This window comes from Turicibacter sp. KK003 (assembly GCF_037014675.1).
Lineage (GTDB): Bacteria > Bacillota_I > Bacilli_A > MOL361 > Turicibacteraceae > Turicibacter > Turicibacter faecis.
Genome location: NZ_CP142738.1, coordinates 866905 through 884297, shown reverse-complemented (window position 1 = coordinate 884297; position 17393 = coordinate 866905). Strand labels below are relative to the sequence as shown.

19 protein-coding genes are annotated in these 17393 nt (G+C 36.1%); 1 reads left to right on the top strand and 18 read right to left on the bottom strand.

The features are described 5' to 3' along the window. Nucleotides 1-399 precede the first annotated feature (399 nt). The 8 genes from VXM77_RS04510 to VXM77_RS04475 form a co-directional block, all read right to left on the bottom strand. Nucleotides 400-672 (bottom strand): HU family DNA-binding protein, encoded by a 273-nt coding sequence (locus tag VXM77_RS04510; RefSeq protein ID WP_161830844.1) that lies wholly within the window; start codon nt 670-672, stop codon nt 400-402. Between the two features lie 208 nt (nt 673-880). Continuing rightward, nucleotides 881-2356, bottom strand: coding sequence for a stage IV sporulation protein A (gene spoIVA / locus VXM77_RS04505; protein WP_161830843.1), 1476 nt, complete (start codon nt 2354-2356; stop codon nt 881-883). Nucleotides 2357-2661: 305 nt separating this feature from the next. Further along, nucleotides 2662-2910: a stage VI sporulation protein F gene (locus VXM77_RS04500; protein WP_161830842.1), complete on the bottom strand. Its 249-nt coding sequence runs from the start codon at nt 2908-2910 to the stop codon at nt 2662-2664. A 107-nt stretch (nt 2911-3017) separates the two neighbouring features. Continuing rightward, on the bottom strand, nt 3018-4025 hold the full coding sequence (locus VXM77_RS04495) for an NAD(P)H-dependent glycerol-3-phosphate dehydrogenase (RefSeq protein ID WP_161830841.1): 1008 nt from the start codon (nt 4023-4025) through the stop codon (nt 3018-3020). Between the two features lie 26 nt (nt 4026-4051). Beyond that, nucleotides 4052-5362 (bottom strand): ribosome biogenesis GTPase Der, encoded by a 1311-nt coding sequence (gene der, locus VXM77_RS04490; RefSeq protein WP_161830840.1) that lies wholly within the window; start codon nt 5360-5362, stop codon nt 4052-4054. A gap of 282 nt (nt 5363-5644) precedes the next feature. After that, nucleotides 5645-7309, bottom strand: a complete 1665-nt coding sequence (locus VXM77_RS04485; RefSeq protein WP_161830839.1) for a S1 RNA-binding domain-containing protein — start codon at nt 7307-7309, stop codon at nt 5645-5647. After that, the gene (gene cmk / locus VXM77_RS04480; protein WP_161830838.1) at nt 7309-7977 is read right to left on the bottom strand and encodes a (d)CMP kinase; all 669 of its coding nucleotides are present in this window, start codon (nt 7975-7977) and stop codon (nt 7309-7311) included. The genes VXM77_RS04485 and cmk overlap by 1 nt, the downstream gene beginning before the upstream one ends. Nucleotides 7978-8258: 281 nt before the next feature. Further along, nucleotides 8259-9161: a hypothetical protein gene (locus VXM77_RS04475; protein WP_161830837.1), complete on the bottom strand. Its 903-nt coding sequence runs from the start codon at nt 9159-9161 to the stop codon at nt 8259-8261. A 318-nt stretch (nt 9162-9479) separates the two neighbouring features. Between VXM77_RS04475 and VXM77_RS04470 the strand changes: the two genes are divergently transcribed. After that, the gene (locus VXM77_RS04470; RefSeq protein WP_161830836.1) at nt 9480-9710 is read left to right on the top strand and encodes a ferredoxin; all 231 of its coding nucleotides are present in this window, start codon (nt 9480-9482) and stop codon (nt 9708-9710) included. A gap of 215 nt (nt 9711-9925) precedes the next feature. Here VXM77_RS04470 and VXM77_RS04465 read toward each other — a convergent pair whose 3' ends face one another. From VXM77_RS04465 to VXM77_RS04420, 10 genes are all read right to left on the bottom strand, one after another. Then, nucleotides 9926-10693 (bottom strand): pseudouridine synthase, encoded by a 768-nt coding sequence (locus tag VXM77_RS04465; protein WP_161830835.1) that lies wholly within the window; start codon nt 10691-10693, stop codon nt 9926-9928. Between the two features lie 130 nt (nt 10694-10823). Next, entirely contained in the window at nt 10824-11345 is a 522-nt protein-coding gene (locus VXM77_RS04460; protein WP_161830834.1) for a nucleoside recognition domain-containing protein, read from the bottom strand. Between the two features lie 4 nt (nt 11346-11349). Next, on the bottom strand, nt 11350-11976 hold the full coding sequence (locus VXM77_RS04455) for a hypothetical protein (protein ID WP_161830833.1): 627 nt from the start codon (nt 11974-11976) through the stop codon (nt 11350-11352). Next, complete coding sequence (locus VXM77_RS04450) at nt 11976-13079, bottom strand: D-alanyl-D-alanine carboxypeptidase family protein (protein ID WP_338507238.1); 1104 nt, start codon at nt 13077-13079, stop codon at nt 11976-11978. The genes VXM77_RS04455 and VXM77_RS04450 overlap by 1 nt, the downstream gene beginning before the upstream one ends. A gap of 229 nt (nt 13080-13308) precedes the next feature. Next, nucleotides 13309-14199: an IS3 family transposase gene (locus VXM77_RS04445; protein WP_161832944.1), complete on the bottom strand. Its 891-nt coding sequence runs from the start codon at nt 14197-14199 to the stop codon at nt 13309-13311. Then, nucleotides 14154-14687 carry a helix-turn-helix domain-containing protein gene (locus VXM77_RS04440; protein WP_161832943.1) on the bottom strand — a complete coding sequence of 178 codons (534 nt, stop codon included), beginning with the start codon at nt 14685-14687 and terminating at the stop codon, nt 14154-14156. The genes VXM77_RS04445 and VXM77_RS04440 overlap by 46 nt, the downstream gene beginning before the upstream one ends. An 82-nt stretch (nt 14688-14769) precedes the next feature. Beyond that, a complete protein-coding gene (locus tag VXM77_RS04435) occupies nt 14770-15357 on the bottom strand; it encodes a helix-turn-helix domain-containing protein (protein WP_161830831.1) in 588 nt (195 codons plus the stop codon). A 306-nt stretch (nt 15358-15663) separates the two neighbouring features. After that, the gene (locus VXM77_RS04430; RefSeq protein ID WP_338507236.1) at nt 15664-15810 is read right to left on the bottom strand and encodes a hypothetical protein; all 147 of its coding nucleotides are present in this window, start codon (nt 15808-15810) and stop codon (nt 15664-15666) included. A 59-nt stretch (nt 15811-15869) separates the two neighbouring features. Continuing rightward, on the bottom strand, nt 15870-16448 hold the full coding sequence (gene scpB, locus VXM77_RS04425; RefSeq protein WP_161830829.1) for an SMC-Scp complex subunit ScpB: 579 nt from the start codon (nt 16446-16448) through the stop codon (nt 15870-15872). Beyond that, nucleotides 16441-17175 carry a segregation/condensation protein A gene (locus VXM77_RS04420; protein WP_161830828.1) on the bottom strand — a complete coding sequence of 245 codons (735 nt, stop codon included), beginning with the start codon at nt 17173-17175 and terminating at the stop codon, nt 16441-16443. The genes scpB and VXM77_RS04420 overlap by 8 nt, the downstream gene beginning before the upstream one ends. Nucleotides 17176-17393: the final 218 nt, after the last annotated feature.

Genomic DNA, 17393 nt, shown 5'->3' with positions numbered 1-17393 from the left:
GTTAAACACGGCTTCTGCAAACAACTAGCCGATTAAATCTATGGATTTTCCTAATTAACAGCCACCTCTTTTACCGATTCAGACATTCACTTCCTCTTAGGCGGCATTCAGTCACATGTCTTGGCATCCTCATGACACGACTTCATTCACCTTGATGAGGGCGGAAACATGTCTCCTCATTTCCTCCAATCATTATCGTTATATTTAAACCCGACGTTCATGTTACCTTTTATAAGTCTCCCCTAATTAGGCATCCTTACACGCCCTCAAGTCTCCTATCGTTGAATGAAGTTCGACTTGAAATAGGTTGCATTGGCTCATCCGATGGAGGGTCTACCTTATTTCTCGCCTCCTGATGTATAAAAAAGACAACTGCCAATGAGTTGTCTTTTTTATACATTATTTTAAAGCATCTTTTAAAGCTTTACCTGCTTTAAATGCTGGGTATTTACTCGCTTCAATTTCAATTGTTTCTCCAGTATGTAAATTGCGTCCTTGACGAGCAGCACGTTCACGAACCTCAAAAGTTCCAAACCCTACTAAAGCAACTTTATCATCCTCTTGTAATGCTTCAGTTACTGTTTCAATGTACGCACTTAAAAATTTATCTGCTTCTTTCTTTGTTAACTCCGCCTTTTCAGCGATTTTATCTACTAATTGAGAACGATTCATAAATTTTAAATACCTCCTAAGATGTTTCATTGCAAATAAAAGTTTACCATACCCTCTAGTGAGGTTGCAAACATTTATTTGCCTATTTTCCTCTGACATACTATTTTATCCTATTATGTAATAAATTAATGATTCCTAGTCACTATTTTATTAAATTATATTAAAAATTCTCTCATCAAGAAGACGATGAGAGAATTTTTTGGATAAATTATAGCATAATCGCAATTAATCCACCATTACCTTGGTTAACAATCTTGATTAATGTCTCTTGTAATTTCATGCGTGCATTTTCTGGCATTGAGTATAATTTAGCAGAAATTCCATCGCGGACAATTTCGCTTAAACAACGACCAAAGATTTCAGTTGACCAAATTGATAATGGATTTTCATCTACATCTTTTAAGATGAAATCAATTAAATCTTTACTTTGTTGCTCTGTTCCGATGATTGGTTCAAAAACAGATTCAACATCTACACGGATCATATGAATTGATGGGGCAATAGCTTTTAAGCGAACTCCATAACGTGATCCTTGTTTTACAACTGTCGGTTGACTTAATGTCATATCCTCAATTGATGGTGTCGCAATACCATATCCTACTTGTTTCACCATTTGTAAAGCACTCGCGATAGGCTCATACTCTTTTTTAATGTTTGCGTAATCTTGTAATAAATACATTAAATCTGCTTTATCTTTGATTGGACCTACTAATTCAGTTAAGATTTGATCATATAACTCATTTGGAACTTTAATTTCTAATTCGGCTAATCCAACCCCTGCATCTAACGCGCTAATATAGCAATCTTCAATGACATCTTCTGCTTTTAACTCTTCAGCTAAATAGTTAATATCACGAAGTTTATAGAATTCGTTTGTACTTTGGTTAATTAATTTTAAGAAGCGTGCTTTTAACCAATTGTCATCACTTAATGCATCTACCCAGCTTGGTAATTTGATATCTAATTCTGATACTGGGAATTCATATAACGCCTCAGTTAAGACACTATAGATATCTTTTTTCGTCATGTTTTCAACACTTAATGGAATAACTGGCACTCCATATTCTTCTTGTAAATCATTACGTAAAGCCGCTACATCTTCTGTTTTTGGATGTGTTGTATTTAATACAACGATAAATGGCTTGTTAATCGCTTTTAATTGCTCAATAACTAACTGTTCAGCCTCTAAATAATCTTCACGTTCGAAGTTTCCAATTGAACCATCAGTTGTCATAACGATTCCAATGTGTGAATGATCTTCAATAACCTTTTGTGTTCCAATGGCTGCAGCCTCAACAAATGGGATTGGTTCTTCATACCATGGAGTGTTTACCATTCGTGGACCTTCCTCAGTTTCATAACCAACTGCACTTGGGATAACATAACCCACACAGTCGATTAAACGAATACTTGCAGAAACTTCACCTTCAACTGTTACATTAACAGCTTGTGCTGGAATAAACTTTGGCTCAGTCGTCATAATCGTTTTTCCGTTTGCACTTTGTGGTAATTCATCAACCATACGTTTTTTTACATTTTCATCTTCAACTAATGGAATAACAAGTGATTCCATAAATTTTTTGATAAACGTAGATTTTCCTGTACGAACCGCTCCTACGACACCTAAATAAAACTCTCCATTTGTACGGGCAACAACGTCTCTCATCAGTTCATTAGTTTCCATAGTGTAAACCTCCATTTTCAATTATATTTGTCACTAACAATGTATGATGCTTATCCTCTACTTTATGAGAGAATTTAAATAAAACTTTTATTTTTTGATCCGACGTTTGAATAAGTCTAAGGATCTTTTCTCACCTAACTCAACAATGAATCAGGTTGCGTTTCCTTCGAATTATATGCACCATTAGCTTAAAGATATGATAACTTTTTTCCAAATTTATCATTTGCTACATCGTGGGGAATAAAAAAGAGGGTGCGTTTTTTGAAACGCACCCTCTTTTTTATCTTTTTAAAACAAACTCCCACTTACATCATCATTTTCAATAATTGATCCATATCTGTTGGAACTTCACCATTAAGAATCATTTTTGTTAACTGATCTTCTACTGATTTATCCACTTTACGACCAACAATTGAACCAACACTTTGAATTAATGCACGTACTTGCTCTTCATTTTTCAAATCCATTCCTGAGGCTTGATCTGCAATATTAAAAATTTCATCTTGATTAATATTTACATCTTTCCCACAACGTCCAAAAAGATTATTAAACATAAATAAAACCTCCTCATGTCTCATGTTCAATATAACATATGACATCAGGAGGTAATTTGTGACTAATGACCTATTAATTTAACTTTCCTTCAAAAAAAAGCATCTCATTAATAAAATTCTGGTTTCATCTCGCGACTCATTAATTGATTAATGGCTTCACGAGGATCTAATTTATTAAAAATCACTTCATAAACCGTTTCTACAATTGGCATTTCAATATTTAATGCCTGCGCCATCTCATAAGTTGCCTGACAAGTTCTAACTCCTTCAACGACCATCGTCATACTATCAAGAGCCTCTTGAAGATTCGATCCATTTCCAATTTTATATCCAGCTTGCCAATTGCGACTATGTACCGACGTACAAGTTACAATTAAGTCTCCAAGTCCACTAAGACCACTAAATGTTTCTTCGTTCGCACCTACAGCAACCCCAAGACGTTTAATTTCTACAAGTCCTCGTGTAATTAATGCCGCCTTTGGATTATCACCATAACCAAGTCCAGCTAAAATTCCTGCCGCTAAAGCAATCACATTCTTAATCGATCCACCAATCTCTACTCCGATTAAATCATCCACACGATAAACGCGGAAATAATCATTCGTAAACATTTTTTGAACCTCATTCGCACGGTCTACGACTGTCGCCGCACAAGTAACCGTCGTCAAAGAACGTTGAATAACTTCCTCAGCATGTGATGGTCCTGTTAAAGCAACAAACGCCTCTAAATAATCGGCATTAATCTCTTCCATAACAATCTCAGACACACGCTTATGTGTCCCTGGCTCAATCCCTTTACTCGCATTAATAATAACAACCTTATGTGTTAATTGCGTATTAATCGTTTTTAAAACGTCACGAATCACTTTCGTTGGAACAGATAACAAAATAAACTCTGCTTCTTTTAAGGCCTCTTTCAAATCAGTTGTCGCTCGTAAAGAAGATGGCAATTCTACCTCTTCAAAAAATCGAGCATTACGATGATTTTCATTCACATCTTTGACGATGTCTGCATTTAAATCATATAACATCACCTGATTTTTATTATCACATAAAACTTGCGCTAAGGCTGTTCCCCAACTTCCAGCTCCCACTACTGTTATATTTTTAACCATTATAAATCCTCCTCATTATATACCTGTTAATCCCTATTTCTTGCGATAATATGAATAGGTGTTCCTTCAAATCCAAACGCCTGACGCATACAGTTTTCTAAATAACGCTTATATGAAAAGTGTAATAACTCAGGATCATTAACGAAAACAACGAATGTTGGCGGTTGAGTAGACACTTGAGTTGCATAGTAAATGCGTAGACGTTGTCCATTATGCGTCGGTGTTGGATTCATCGCAACTGCATCCATAATTACATCATTTAAAACATGAGTAACCACACGTTTTTTATGATTTTCTGCCGCCATATTTAGTGGTTCAAATAACGTGTGTAAACGTCGTTTCGTTAATGCTGATAAGAAAACAATCGGAGCATAATCTAAAAACGCCATTTCGGTACGAATTAAATCTTCCCACTCTTTCATTGTTTTATCTGTTTTTTCAATCGCATCCCACTTATTAACAACGATGACAACTGCTTTACCAGCCTCGTGTGCATACCCCGCTACACGTTTATCCTGCTCGATTAATCCCTTCGAAGCATCAATGACGATTAAACACACATCACTGCGATCAATGGCGCTAAGCGCACGAAGAACACTATATTTTTCAGTGGTCTCATACACTTTCCCTCGCTTACGCATTCCGGCTGTATCAATTACAACATATTTTTGTCCATCTTTCGTAAATTCCGTATCAATGGCATCACGAGTCGTCCCAGCGATATCACTTACAATAACACGTTCTTCCCCTAAAATGGCATTTGTTAATGATGATTTTCCAACATTCGGTCTTCCGATGAGTGAAAATTTAATCACATCTTCTTCGTAATCTCGTCCTTTTTTATCCGGCATTTGTAAAACGATTTGATCGAGCATATCCCCAAATCCAATACCATGAACAGCAGATGTTGCAATCGGATCACCTAATCCAAGTGAATAAAATTCATAGATTTGATCTCTGAAATTAACATCATCCACCTTATTTACAACAAGAATAACTGGTTTGTTAGTTTTATATAGCATATTTGCAACTTCTTGATCGGCCTGAGTGATTCCGTCGCGAGCATTCGTTACAAATACGATGACATCCGCCTCATCCATTGCGATTTCCGCTTGATGTTTAATTTGTCGAACAAATGGTTCATCACCAATTTCAATTCCACCTGTATCAATCACGTTAAACTTACGTGTTAACCATTCCCCGCTACTGTAAATACGATCACGAGTAATTCCAGGTTCATCTTCTACAATCGACACACGTGATCCTACAATTCGATTAAAAATCGTTGACTTTCCAACATTTGGTCTTCCGACAATTGCTACTACAGGTAATACCATGTTGTCACCTTCTTTCACCTTTCCAAAAAAAATACATCGTTAATATTATAGTAGTTTTTGACTCCATTAGTCAAATTTTCAAGAATAAAAATAAAAAGGGGGAAATCCCCCTTTTTCCTATCGCTATCTTAGTAAACGTTAATCCATTAGGAAGCTTGTCTTTTCTTAAAAAATCTAAGCTCAACAGTGAGATGTCATAAAAATCTTACGTTGAAGCGTATTTCATGTTCTGATGCCCTCTTGTAGTTGGCTCAATCTTTCAAGTTAACAATCAAAAAGATATTATAATAAATTTTTTAATGCATCCCCGAATAAGTCCCCTAATGTTTCGTTTTCCATCGCCTCTTGTTTTTGCATATAGTTATTAAATTCTTCACGTTCTGCATCTTCAACAATACGGCGAATGCTTAATTCTAATTTAAATTGTTTAGGTTCAAAACGAGTGACTTTAACCTCGACTTCTTGCCCAACTGTTAATACGTCTTCCACACGAGAAATACGTTTTTCCGTGATTTGATTCATTGGTAGAAAACCAACTACATCTTCTTCGACTGCAACGAATGCTCCGCGGTCATTAGTCGCCACAACCGTTCCTTTCACAACATCTAATGTTTTAAACGTTACCGATTCCCAAGGATTTGATTTCACTTGACGTAACGATAATCCTAAGCGATGTTTTTTCGCATCTAATGAAATAATTTTAACTTCCACTTCATCCATTGGAGCTACCATCGATGCCAATTTCATCTGAGGATTCCATGATGCCTCTGTGTAATGACATAATCCTTCAATGTATGGAGCCACTTTAATAAATGCTCCTAAATCTGTCACATTCGTTACTTGTCCCTTAATTACATCCCCAACCTGATGACCAAACGCCACCCATGGGTCTTGCTCTACTTGTTTAATTGACAAGGCAAGGCGATGATTTTTATTATCCATCGATAGGATACGAACGCGAACAGTTTGACCTTCTGACACTACCTCATCTAATTTTGCCTTATGATCCCATGATAATTCAGATAAATGAACTAACCCTTCAACACCTGCTGCAACTTCTACAAAGGCTCCAAAATCCATTAAACGGACCACTTGCCCATCTAATACATCTCCAACTTGGTGTGTTGAAGCAAACTGTTCAAATGGCGTCATTAAAGTTGCCTTAATTGATAATTGTAATTTTGTTCCATCAATTTTAATGACTTTCGCAGATACCTTTTGCCCGACTGTTAAGGCATCCTCAACATTTGCCACCGGTAAATGAGAAATTTCAGAAATATGAACTAATCCTTCTAACGAACCAAAGCGAACGAATGCCCCATATTTTTCGATACGAACAACTTCACCTTCAACGATTTCTCCAAGTGCTAATGTTGAAAATTGTTCATCGCGTGCCGCTTTTAATTGTTCTGCAATCACCATTTTACGTGATACTTTAATTTTACGGTTGCGAGCGTTAAATTCAACAATTCTCACAGGAATCTCTTGTGAAACGTATTGATTTAAGTCAGAAACGTATTTAACATCAATCATATTAGCTGGTAAGAACGCCTCTAATCCAATATTTACAATTAAACCGCCCTTAACAACACGTTCTACTTTCGCGACTAATGTTTCACCTTTTTCAAAAGCCGTTTTTAATTCTTGGAAACGTTCGTATTCAAGTAAAGCACGGCGCGATAATAAAATTTGCTCGTCATCAACTTTCTTAATCATCGCTTTTATTTTATCACCGATTTTAACTACATCTTTGGCAGAATCCACTTTATCTAATGTTAATTCATTTAAATAAATCGTTCCTTCTGTTGCTCCATGAATATCAACCGTAACCTCTTGATTTGTTACACGAACAACTTCACCTTCAATGACATCATTCACTGCTGGTAAGTCAAAATTAGCCATTGATAGAACTTCACTCATCGTCATTTCTTCTGGATTTTGTTTCATTAAACTTCCCCACCTTTTTTTACAATATTTATAATTGCATCAACCGCCTCATCAATTGTTAAATCAGACGTATCGACGACAATTGCATCCTCTGCTTTCGTTAAAGGAGAATGTTCACGTGTTGAATCTAACTTATCGCGTAATTCGATTTCTTCTTTTAACGTTTCAAAATCACACGCAATTGATCGGCGTAAGTTTTCATCATAACGACGTTTTGCACGAACATCCACCGATGCTGTCATAAAAATTTTATAATCGGCATTTGGTAAAACATTCGTTCCGATATCGCGCCCATCCATTACCACATTATCCGTTTTAGCATATTCAATTTGACGATTTTTTAATTCATCTCGAACAAATCGAATAGCTGAAACAGCTGATACATTTTGTGAAACAATAGGTTGTCGAATCGCATCTGTTACATCTACCTCATCTAAAAATACTTTTTTATCATTCGTTAAACGAATCGTTGTATTTTTAAGCATCTTCGCAATTGTTTCTTCGTCTGTTACATCCACTTTTTCATTTAACGCCTTTAGCGTTACTGCACGATACATCGCTCCTGTATCGATATAAATGTATCCTAACATTTGAGCTACTTTTTGAGCAATTGTACTTTTTCCTGCTGCTGCTGGTCCATCAATTGCAATTACTTTAGAACGAACCATATTATCACCTCGACTTGTCCTTATTTTATCACATTATTTTACTTGTAAACAACCACAAAATGGGGACTTCTCACAATTGAACCTCCCCCTTATAAAAATAAACTAAACAAAAAAAGAACAACCTTCCGTTTTTGTTTAGTTTACATTTAACTAGCCCTCCGTTATCGTCTAGGCAAGGGCCTTTTCGACCAAGAGGTAAAACACAATCTTAAGTTTTCCATCCAAACTAGGAGTAAAGCGATGCCGTTTAAAATAAAAGTTGTTTTCAACTCTAAATCCATTTAAAATAACATCAAACATGCGATGATTAAAAGTAAAATCATTCCTGCTGATAAAAAATAAATGAACAAATAATTGACGCGATCCGAACGTTTAGGCAAGCTTAACTTACGCTCCTCATTTAGTGCATCTACAACAGCATCTTGATCGTTTAAGTAAAGAGCTTCTAATGTCGTTGATACCGATTTATCCACTTGCTCTTCCTCATTTTTTTCATCAGCAATCGTAGATTGCTGTAACTCAGACCATGCACAATCATCTAAATCCACTTCGGAATTAAAAATCAACTCAATATTCTTATTAAAAATATCGTCTTGATAATTAGAATTCGACGTTTGTTCATTCTCGATAATATCGCTAAAAATAGAGCTAATACATTCGCCCTCTGTCTGTAACCTTTTTAAACGACCATAATCATGTTGAACAAGTGCATCCAAATAATCTAAATCTGTATCTATTATCTCTTCTAAATCTGTATATTCTTCAACTTCGTTGTCTGACATTATCAATGATACCCTCTCTTTAGTTGGCAACTCATCTTCAAGTGGCTCGATTGGAACCGATAATAGTTCCTGTTCTAATTGTTCCCACTCACTAAAATCCTCATTTTTAATCATTTGAGTAATTTTCGAATAAGTCGTCACCCCGTACTTTTCTTGTAACAGTCTCATCATTTCCTGAGATCGTGTCGCTAACTCTTTTCTTCCCGGAGCCCGTCTCATTTGTAAACTTTCATTGGCCTCTAAAGCTGATGACATAATTTCTGATAATCGTGAGGAGATGGACTCTTGTAAGGCCTCTGATTTTAATTCTAAATTAGAGGCTACCGAATGAGACGGTACGTCCTCTTCACATGCATTAAAATAAACCTTTCTTAATTCAGAATAATCTGCTTTCTGTTCCATCTCACTCACACTCCTTTTTATTCAAAATACCGTTTATCTAACGGATCGTTACCTTCAAAAATAAAATTTTCATGACCATCTCGCTCGCCTAAAGGACAAATAGTCATTGATATATAGGAATCGACGAATTGTCGAAGCTTCTTATCACTTTATTTTATATTTTGTAAAATATTCACTGAGGACTTAGTCATTATATCATAAATTTATTTTATTTAGCGCATTAAATTTGAATTTTTTTGTCTTTTTAGTTTATAATATACATGTAATTCAAATGAATTATATATTCTTAATCACAATTCTTGTAAGGGGGATAAATTAATGGCTAAATTCACAAAAGTTAACAAAGATGAATGTATCGCATGTGGTGCTTGTGGTGCCGTAGCACCAGACGTATTCGGATATGATGATGAAGGATACGCTGAAAACATCCTTGAAGGAGATAACAACCAAGGTGTTGTTGAAATCACTGATTTAGAAAGCGATGTTATCGACGCAGCTGAAGGATGCCCAACTGAGGCAATCGAAGTTCAAGATACACCTTTTAACTAATTAAGCCAAATACTACGTTATTATGTAGGATTTTTAAAAACTTATACAAAAAAAGCTTATTATTTTAACAATAATAAGCCTTTTTTTATTAAAGGCGAGAGAAACAAAAAGAATTTAATCCTTTTACTTTCCTACTCACCTCATAAAAGGGTATGAAACGGGCGATAAAGTTTCTAATCATGAGAACTTTATCGCCCGTTTTTTGATGTTTATCTTTAAAATTGACGCATTTTTGTAAACTTAACTTTTGGCTTCTCTCTCTTATCATTCGCCATTGAGACTAATGTCTTTACCTCATGTGGTGTCAACGGACGGAACTCCCCTGCCGCAAGACCAACCACATCGATGCAACCAAACTGCTCACGACGTAATTTTTTTACAGGAAAACCAATCGCATCAAACATTTTTTTTACCTGATGATACTTCCCTTCATGAATGATCAATTGAACAAGTGACGATTGATTCTTTTTATCCACTGAAATTAAACGGGCGCTCGCAGGCTTGGTCTTATAACCATCAACGACAATCCCTTTAGCTAACGGTTTTAAACTTTCCTGTGTAACAATTCCCTTTACACGTGCTAAATAAACTTTATCAATTTCCCCACTCGGATGCATCATTTTGTTCGCAAAGTCTCCATCGTTGGTTAACAATAAAACACCCGATGTATCGTAGTCTAAGCGTCCAACAGGATAAAGTCGTTCCGAAACTTTATCTTTAAAGAAATCTAAAACAGTTCGACGATTTTTCTCATCAGAAACAGTACTAACAAAACCACGTGGTTTATGTAAAACGTAATAAACCTTTTTTTCTCGTTGAAGCGGGATTCCCTCAACTTCAATTTTTTCTTTTCCTGTCACCTTAACGCCTAATTCGCGCACTACTTTATCATTAACAGTTACTTTTCCTTCTAAAATTAATTGCTCCGCCTTACGTCGGGAAGCAATCCCTGCATGGGCAATAACCTTTTGCAATCGTTCCATGTAAAACCCTCCAATCAGAAATGACGCTAAATTCGACAAGAATCTAGATGTAACACTCATTTTACCTTTATTATAAGTAAAAATCAATGTTTAATCCTATGGAAGAGAAATTTCACATGCTATTTATCTTTTATCCAAAGAAAATAGAAACAGACACAATAGCAGCAATAAACCCAATTAGGTCAGCCGTTAATCCTAATTTTAGCGCGTGCTTCATCTCACTCAACCCTACCGCGGCAAAATAAACAGTAATGATATAAATCGTTGTATCTGTACTTCCCTGCATGATTGAGGCTAGACGTCCAATACCCGAATCAGGACCATAAATAGAAAGTAAGTCTGATGTCACACTAAGGGCCGCCGATCCTGACAGGGGCCTTAAAAACATCAGAGGTAACACGTGAGCATCCACGCCAATAGCTGTTAGAATAGGATCTAATAGATTTGCGATAGCGTCAACGATTCCTGAGGCCAAAAAAACCTTAATTCCAACAATCATCCCGACAATATTAGGAACTAAAGACACCGTTGTCCTCATCCCCTCTTTTGCCCCCTCTACAAAGTGATCAAAGGCATTCGTTTTGTTCACAAAGGCCATGACAAAAACAGAAAGCAAAAAGATTGGTAAAATGTATACACTGATTGCCCCCATCTACTCACCCTCTTTCCTGTCGTTTTCTAACAACACCCTCACCAGAGGAAGGAATCCGTTTCATTCGACTATAAATATTATGAATCAACAATCCCCCAATGGTCGTGATGCCGGAAGCAAAAAGAATGGGTAAAAAAACCTCACTCGGATTTGTTGAGTGATACATATGACGAATCCCAATAATCGTTGTTGGAATTAAAGTAAATCCCGCGGTATTCATAACGAGCAACGTATACATCTCAAAGCTCGGACGTGCGGGATCAGGATTTGTTGCCTGCAACTCCTTCATGGCCTTAAGACCCGTTGGAGTTGCTGCGCTTCCAAGCCCTAATAAGTTACTCACCATATTGGTCGTTAAATATTTCAAAGCTGGATGTCCCGCTTTAAGCTTGGGGTATAAAAACCGAGTCACTGGCGTTAAAACCTTGCAAAGCAAATCAAGCATTTTTGCATGATTTGCCACCTGTAAAATTCCTGTCCAAAACACCATGATTCCTGCTAAATAAATAAGCAAATTGATCGCTTCCTGGGCACCTGCCAAAATCGCATCATTGACTGCTGAAGTTGTTCCACTAAAAAAGCCATAAACGATTCCAATTGCGAACAGTCCCATCCAAATTTTATGAATCACTAGAAGCTCACCGCCCCTGTGAACCAATTAACCACTTTTTCAAACCATGATTGCTTTTCAACTTTTGGTTCGATTGCTTTATAAACAGGAATTTCCTGTACCAGCTGCTCATCAATAAATACCTTTAATTGTCCCACTTCTTTTCCCTTCGCTTTCTCATAAAGCGATAAGTCCGTCGTCACCTTCTCACTTCCATCTTTTGCAATAACAACATCGACTTGTTTTTCAATATATAACTTATCTTTAAGCTCGCGGTTTTCTACGTGAATCTCCCCTGGCGTCATTAACGTCTTAACCTCATAATGATCAAAACCATAATTAAATAAACTCATATGATCATTCCAATCATCACCCGCTTTTAAAGTGACAACAATTAACTCCATCTCATCTTTGCGTGCTGAAGTCACAAGCGTTCGTCTGGCCTGCTTCGTAAAACCAGTTTTCCCACCAATGGCATAATCATAGTAGCCCGTCACTAACTTATGTTTATTGTTCCAAACATAAGTGGTCCCATTTTTCGTTGTTGCCTTATGAGTCTTTGTCCCTGTAATTTCTCTAAAAATAGGATTATTCATCGCATATTGCATGACTAATGCCATATCTTTTGCCGTCGATAAATTATAGGTTGTCTCATCTAATCCAGAAGGATTTTGAAATACACTATTCGTCATTCCGATTTCTTGAGCCTTTTCATTCATCATCTTGACGAATCCCTCTTCATCTTCACCCACAAATTCAGCAATCGCCATCGCCGCATCATTTCCTGAGCGAAGCATTAATCCATACAATAAATCAATAAGCTTAACTTGATCCCCAAGCGTTAAATATAACGCAGATCCTACTTGTTGTGTAACGTTCTCCGATACTTCTACCCATGCATCCAAATCCGCATTTTCAATCGCCACAATCGTTGTTAAAATCTTCGTAATACTAGCAATATACATCTGATCATTCGGACACTTTTCATAAAGAACCCGCCCAGTTGATTGCTCCATTAAGATTCCACACTGAGAACTAATTCCCATCGCAGAGGCACGATTTGAATGACTTGTTAATAGGAGTAAAAAGATCATTAGCGTTACGAATATCTTGTTTTTTTTCATTTTTTACTCACCTCAGTCCTGTAACTATTACACTCTATGAGTAGAAGACAAAAAATATCCTTGAATAAAAACACCTGTTATGACAGATTTTTAATAATAATCACGATTTACCCCTTTGGCATCCCTCGTAACAAATCGTCCTTTTGATTCACACTTATCTCTTTTCTTCTTTTTCAAATCATAAAAAAAGGATGAGAATTGTAGTGAACCCCAAATGTTGAACTTAATATTATGCAGCTAATTGGCTGGTACGAATTCGGTATTTGACTGGACTCATACCAGCCAATTTTCTTTTAATTCGTTTATGATTATAGTAGTAGATATAGTTTTCAATGGCTTCTTTTAACTCCTCATAGGTTTTAAATGTCTTTCCATAGTACATTTCTTGTTTAAGGATTCCAAAGAAGTTTTCCATCGGTGAATTATCTAGACAATTTCCTTTTCGTGACATACTTTGAAAAATTTTATGTGTTTTTAATGCTTTAACCCATTTTTGATGTTGATACTGCCAACCTTGATCGGAATGAAGGGTTATTCTATATTTTGCTTGTTTGAGAATAGGTAGGACCTGATTCAGAGATTCCATGACAAAATTCAAGTCAGGTTTATGGCTCATTGAATAGGACAAAATTTCACCGGTTGCCATGTCCATGATTGGGCTTAAATATAATTTCTTTCCTTCCTGCGTTTTAAACTCAGTCACATCTGTTGTCAATTTCTGATACGGATAAGGGGTATTAAATCGGCGGTTAATTCGATTCTTAGCCACTGTTCCAACAGTTCCTTTATACGAACGATATTTACGTGATTTATGACTAAACTTAACGCAAATAATTCCACGCTTTTTCATCAGACGATAGACTTTCTTATGGTTAACCCGATGACCTCGATGATGAAGCTCATCTGTGATTCGACGATAACCATAATTCTCATCATTTTCTTTAAAAATGCTTAAAATAAGATTTTCAAGTTCTTGATCTGGATTCTCTTGCGCCATCTTTTTAACCCAATAATGATAGGTTGATTTAGGAAATTTTGTGACCTTTAAAATATCACTTAATTTAAAATTAGCCGTTAATTCTTGGATGATTCTTGTCTCGATTTGATTCTTTGGTTCCATGGCGTAATCCCATGGGCGTGACACTTTTTTAAGTATTCATTCTCAATTCTGAGTAATTTAATTTCTTCTTCTAATTGTTGTTCACGTGTTAAAGTTTTCGGTTGTTTAGATGCTTTTAATTTTGGCATAGGGCTTTGAGACCTTCCTTTCGGTTTAAGTAATGCCTCTACACCGCCTTTTAGAAACGTTGCATTCCAATTCGCAATCGTTCCTATATCTGATATTCCAAAATGAATAGCAGTTTGGCTATATGAAGCACCTGTTGTCTTGATATAGTTTAATACATTTAATTTAAATTCTCCAGTATATACTTGTTTTTCTTTTGGTTGTAATCCGTTTTTTCCTTCTTGTTTATACTGTCTAACCCATGTTTCAATTTGTGATTGACTTGGAATCTGATATTTCTTAGCAAGCGATCGATAACCTAAAGTCCCTTGTAAATATTCATTAACAATCCTTAATTTGAATTCTGGACTATATTTAGCCATAGAAAAAACACCCCTAACGTTAGATTTTTTAGTCTAACATTTGGGGTGCACATCAAATTCATCCTTTTTTGTTCGTACCCGCCTATTTAATCAATTGATAAAACAGTCCATGTTCCTTACAGTAAAAATAAACACGAGCATATTTACGCTTTGGCATCCTAAATTGTAATTGCCACTCCGGATATTGTTTTTTCATGATGAGCGTATCTTCAATAATTGCGGCCGTAAACATAATGTAATGCTCTTTTGTCATCTCATGCGATGTTGTCAAGTAAAATTCACCGTCTACTTCCTCGACCACTAACTCATGCCCTTGTTCCGCCTTACGCGGTGTGAGGGGTTGTAATAATTGATGACAGCACGAAATCGTAGCTTCAGAAATCGATGTTGCAACATTACCGCATTGCGGGCAGACATAAAATTTTGATTGTTTCATATTTCCTCCTATTTGTTCATTTAAGTTTAATTCCCCTGATAACAGGTAATCGACACTTACATTAAAAAATTCTGCTAACTCCGGCAAAACAGAAATATCTGGACAGCCTAGTCCACATTCCCATTTACTCACTGTTTTATCACTTATATTTAAAGCGTTAGCCACTTGTTTTTGGGTTAAATCTCGTTCCTTCCTTAAAAAATAAAGAAGCTCACCTATTTTGTCCACTTGCATCCTTTCCACTCCTTCCTATATAAAAGTTAAGACTTTCTTTAATCTATGACCTCTTCCTTTTCCTTCTTAAACGAATTCCGCTGTTATCCCCCCAGTTAGTTTATCCGCTAAATGAGCAAACAAGGACACTTCCTCCCGCAGGGGCAAGTCGTCTTCCCTTTTACACGATTGATTTAACCTCTTTTCTATTTTAACATTCTCGCTAGCAAATACAATCCACGCTCCATAGAGTTCATCACGTGTAAACTAAAGAAAGCTATCAAATCCCCTTTGGGCGTTTGATAGCTTTCGCATTAAAATCCTTGATTAGTTATAAGTTTTTTTAGGTTTTTTCCCTTTTTTAAGACGTGGCTTTGAATCATCCACTACTTCAGCTGCGATTTCAGCAGACATCGTATTCTTCGCAGCTTTTGCATTTGTGACTTTTTTACTTTTAGGGTCTCTTGGCATCACATTACGCCTCCTTATAAACTAGGATACCTTTTTATTATGCCAAAAAGGGGAAAAAATATTTATTCTTCTTCATCTTCTGAAAAATTAAATAAATCGGATTCTTCTTCTAAGTTAAAATCCGGAGTAATAAACGGTAATTCAGGAAGTTCCTCTAACGTTTTAATTCCAAAGTAATCCAAAAATTCATCCGTTGTCTTAAATAAAATAGGGCGACCTGGTCCTTCTAGACGTCCTCCTTCTTCAATTAATGAAAAGTTTAATAACTTTCTGAGAACATTGTCACTACTAGCTCCGCGGATATTTTCAATTTCATGGCGCGTAATGGGTTGGCGATACGCCACAATGGCTAAGACTTCCAATGCAGCATTTGAAAGACCACGTTGATGTGGATTTTGAATCAGTCGCTTTAAATAAGGGGCGTGTTCCTTTTTCGTTGTCATCTTATAAACCCCTGCCACCTCAATAATTGTTACACCACTACTTATATTTTGATAGCGATCTTTTAATTCCAATAATAAAGAGTTTACCTCGTCTTTATTAACCTCTAATACGTACTCCACTTGTGCAGGTGTAATTCCTTCATCCCCTACCGCAAATAATAATCCTTCTAAAATACCTAAACGTTCTTGCTTAAACAACCTCATCACCTTCTAAACTTGAAATATAAATGTCCTCGTAGTAGCTTTGTTGAGAAATACTAATCTGATTACTTTTAACCAGTTCAAGCAATGCTAAAAAAGTAACAACAATATATTCTTTATCAAATCGCTCAAATAAACTCGCAAAGGCCACTCTTTTTTTATATTTCAATTGCTGACTTAATGACTTCATGCGCTCTTCAACAGAAATATTTTGTGGCACAATTCTCGTCTTTAGGGGCTTTGTTAACTTATGCCGACGTAAAAGCTTTTCAAATGCCGAGATTAATTGCTCAACTTGAAGATTTTGTGGCAACTTCTCGACATGATCAATATAATCAGAAAAATCAATAGGCGGCTTCGTAAAAAATTGTCCTCGCTCTTCCTCTAATTCTCGCAACTCCTTTGTTACCTCTTTATACTGTTGATACTCCACTAAACGTTGAATCAACGCCTCTCTCGTATCCTCTTCATACTCATCTTCTATTTCAACAACCTGTTTTGGCAATAAACTCTTACTTTTAATCTCAATTAATGTCGCAGCCATGACCAAATATTCAGATGCAATTTCAAGTTTCAACTCTTCCATAGCATGTATATAATCTAGGTACTGGTGCGTGATTTCAGATATTTTGATATCATAAATACTCACTTTTGCTTCTTTTAATAAATGCAATAATAAATCAAGTGGCCCTTCGAATGCATCAATTCGCACTTCGTAACCCATAACCCACCTACTTCCTACTAAATACCCTTTCTCTATAAAAACAAGTCACTTTTCTCATAGTTAAGAAAAAAGAGCCCCCTTATAAACCATTGAACGACAAAAGTCTCTCTATAAGTACTAGTTAACCCCCGTTGTACAAAAATAAGCCTAATCTCCCATCTTCATTTTAACGAATTTTTTTATTTTTCTCAATCGTTCTCAAAAAAAAATCAATAATC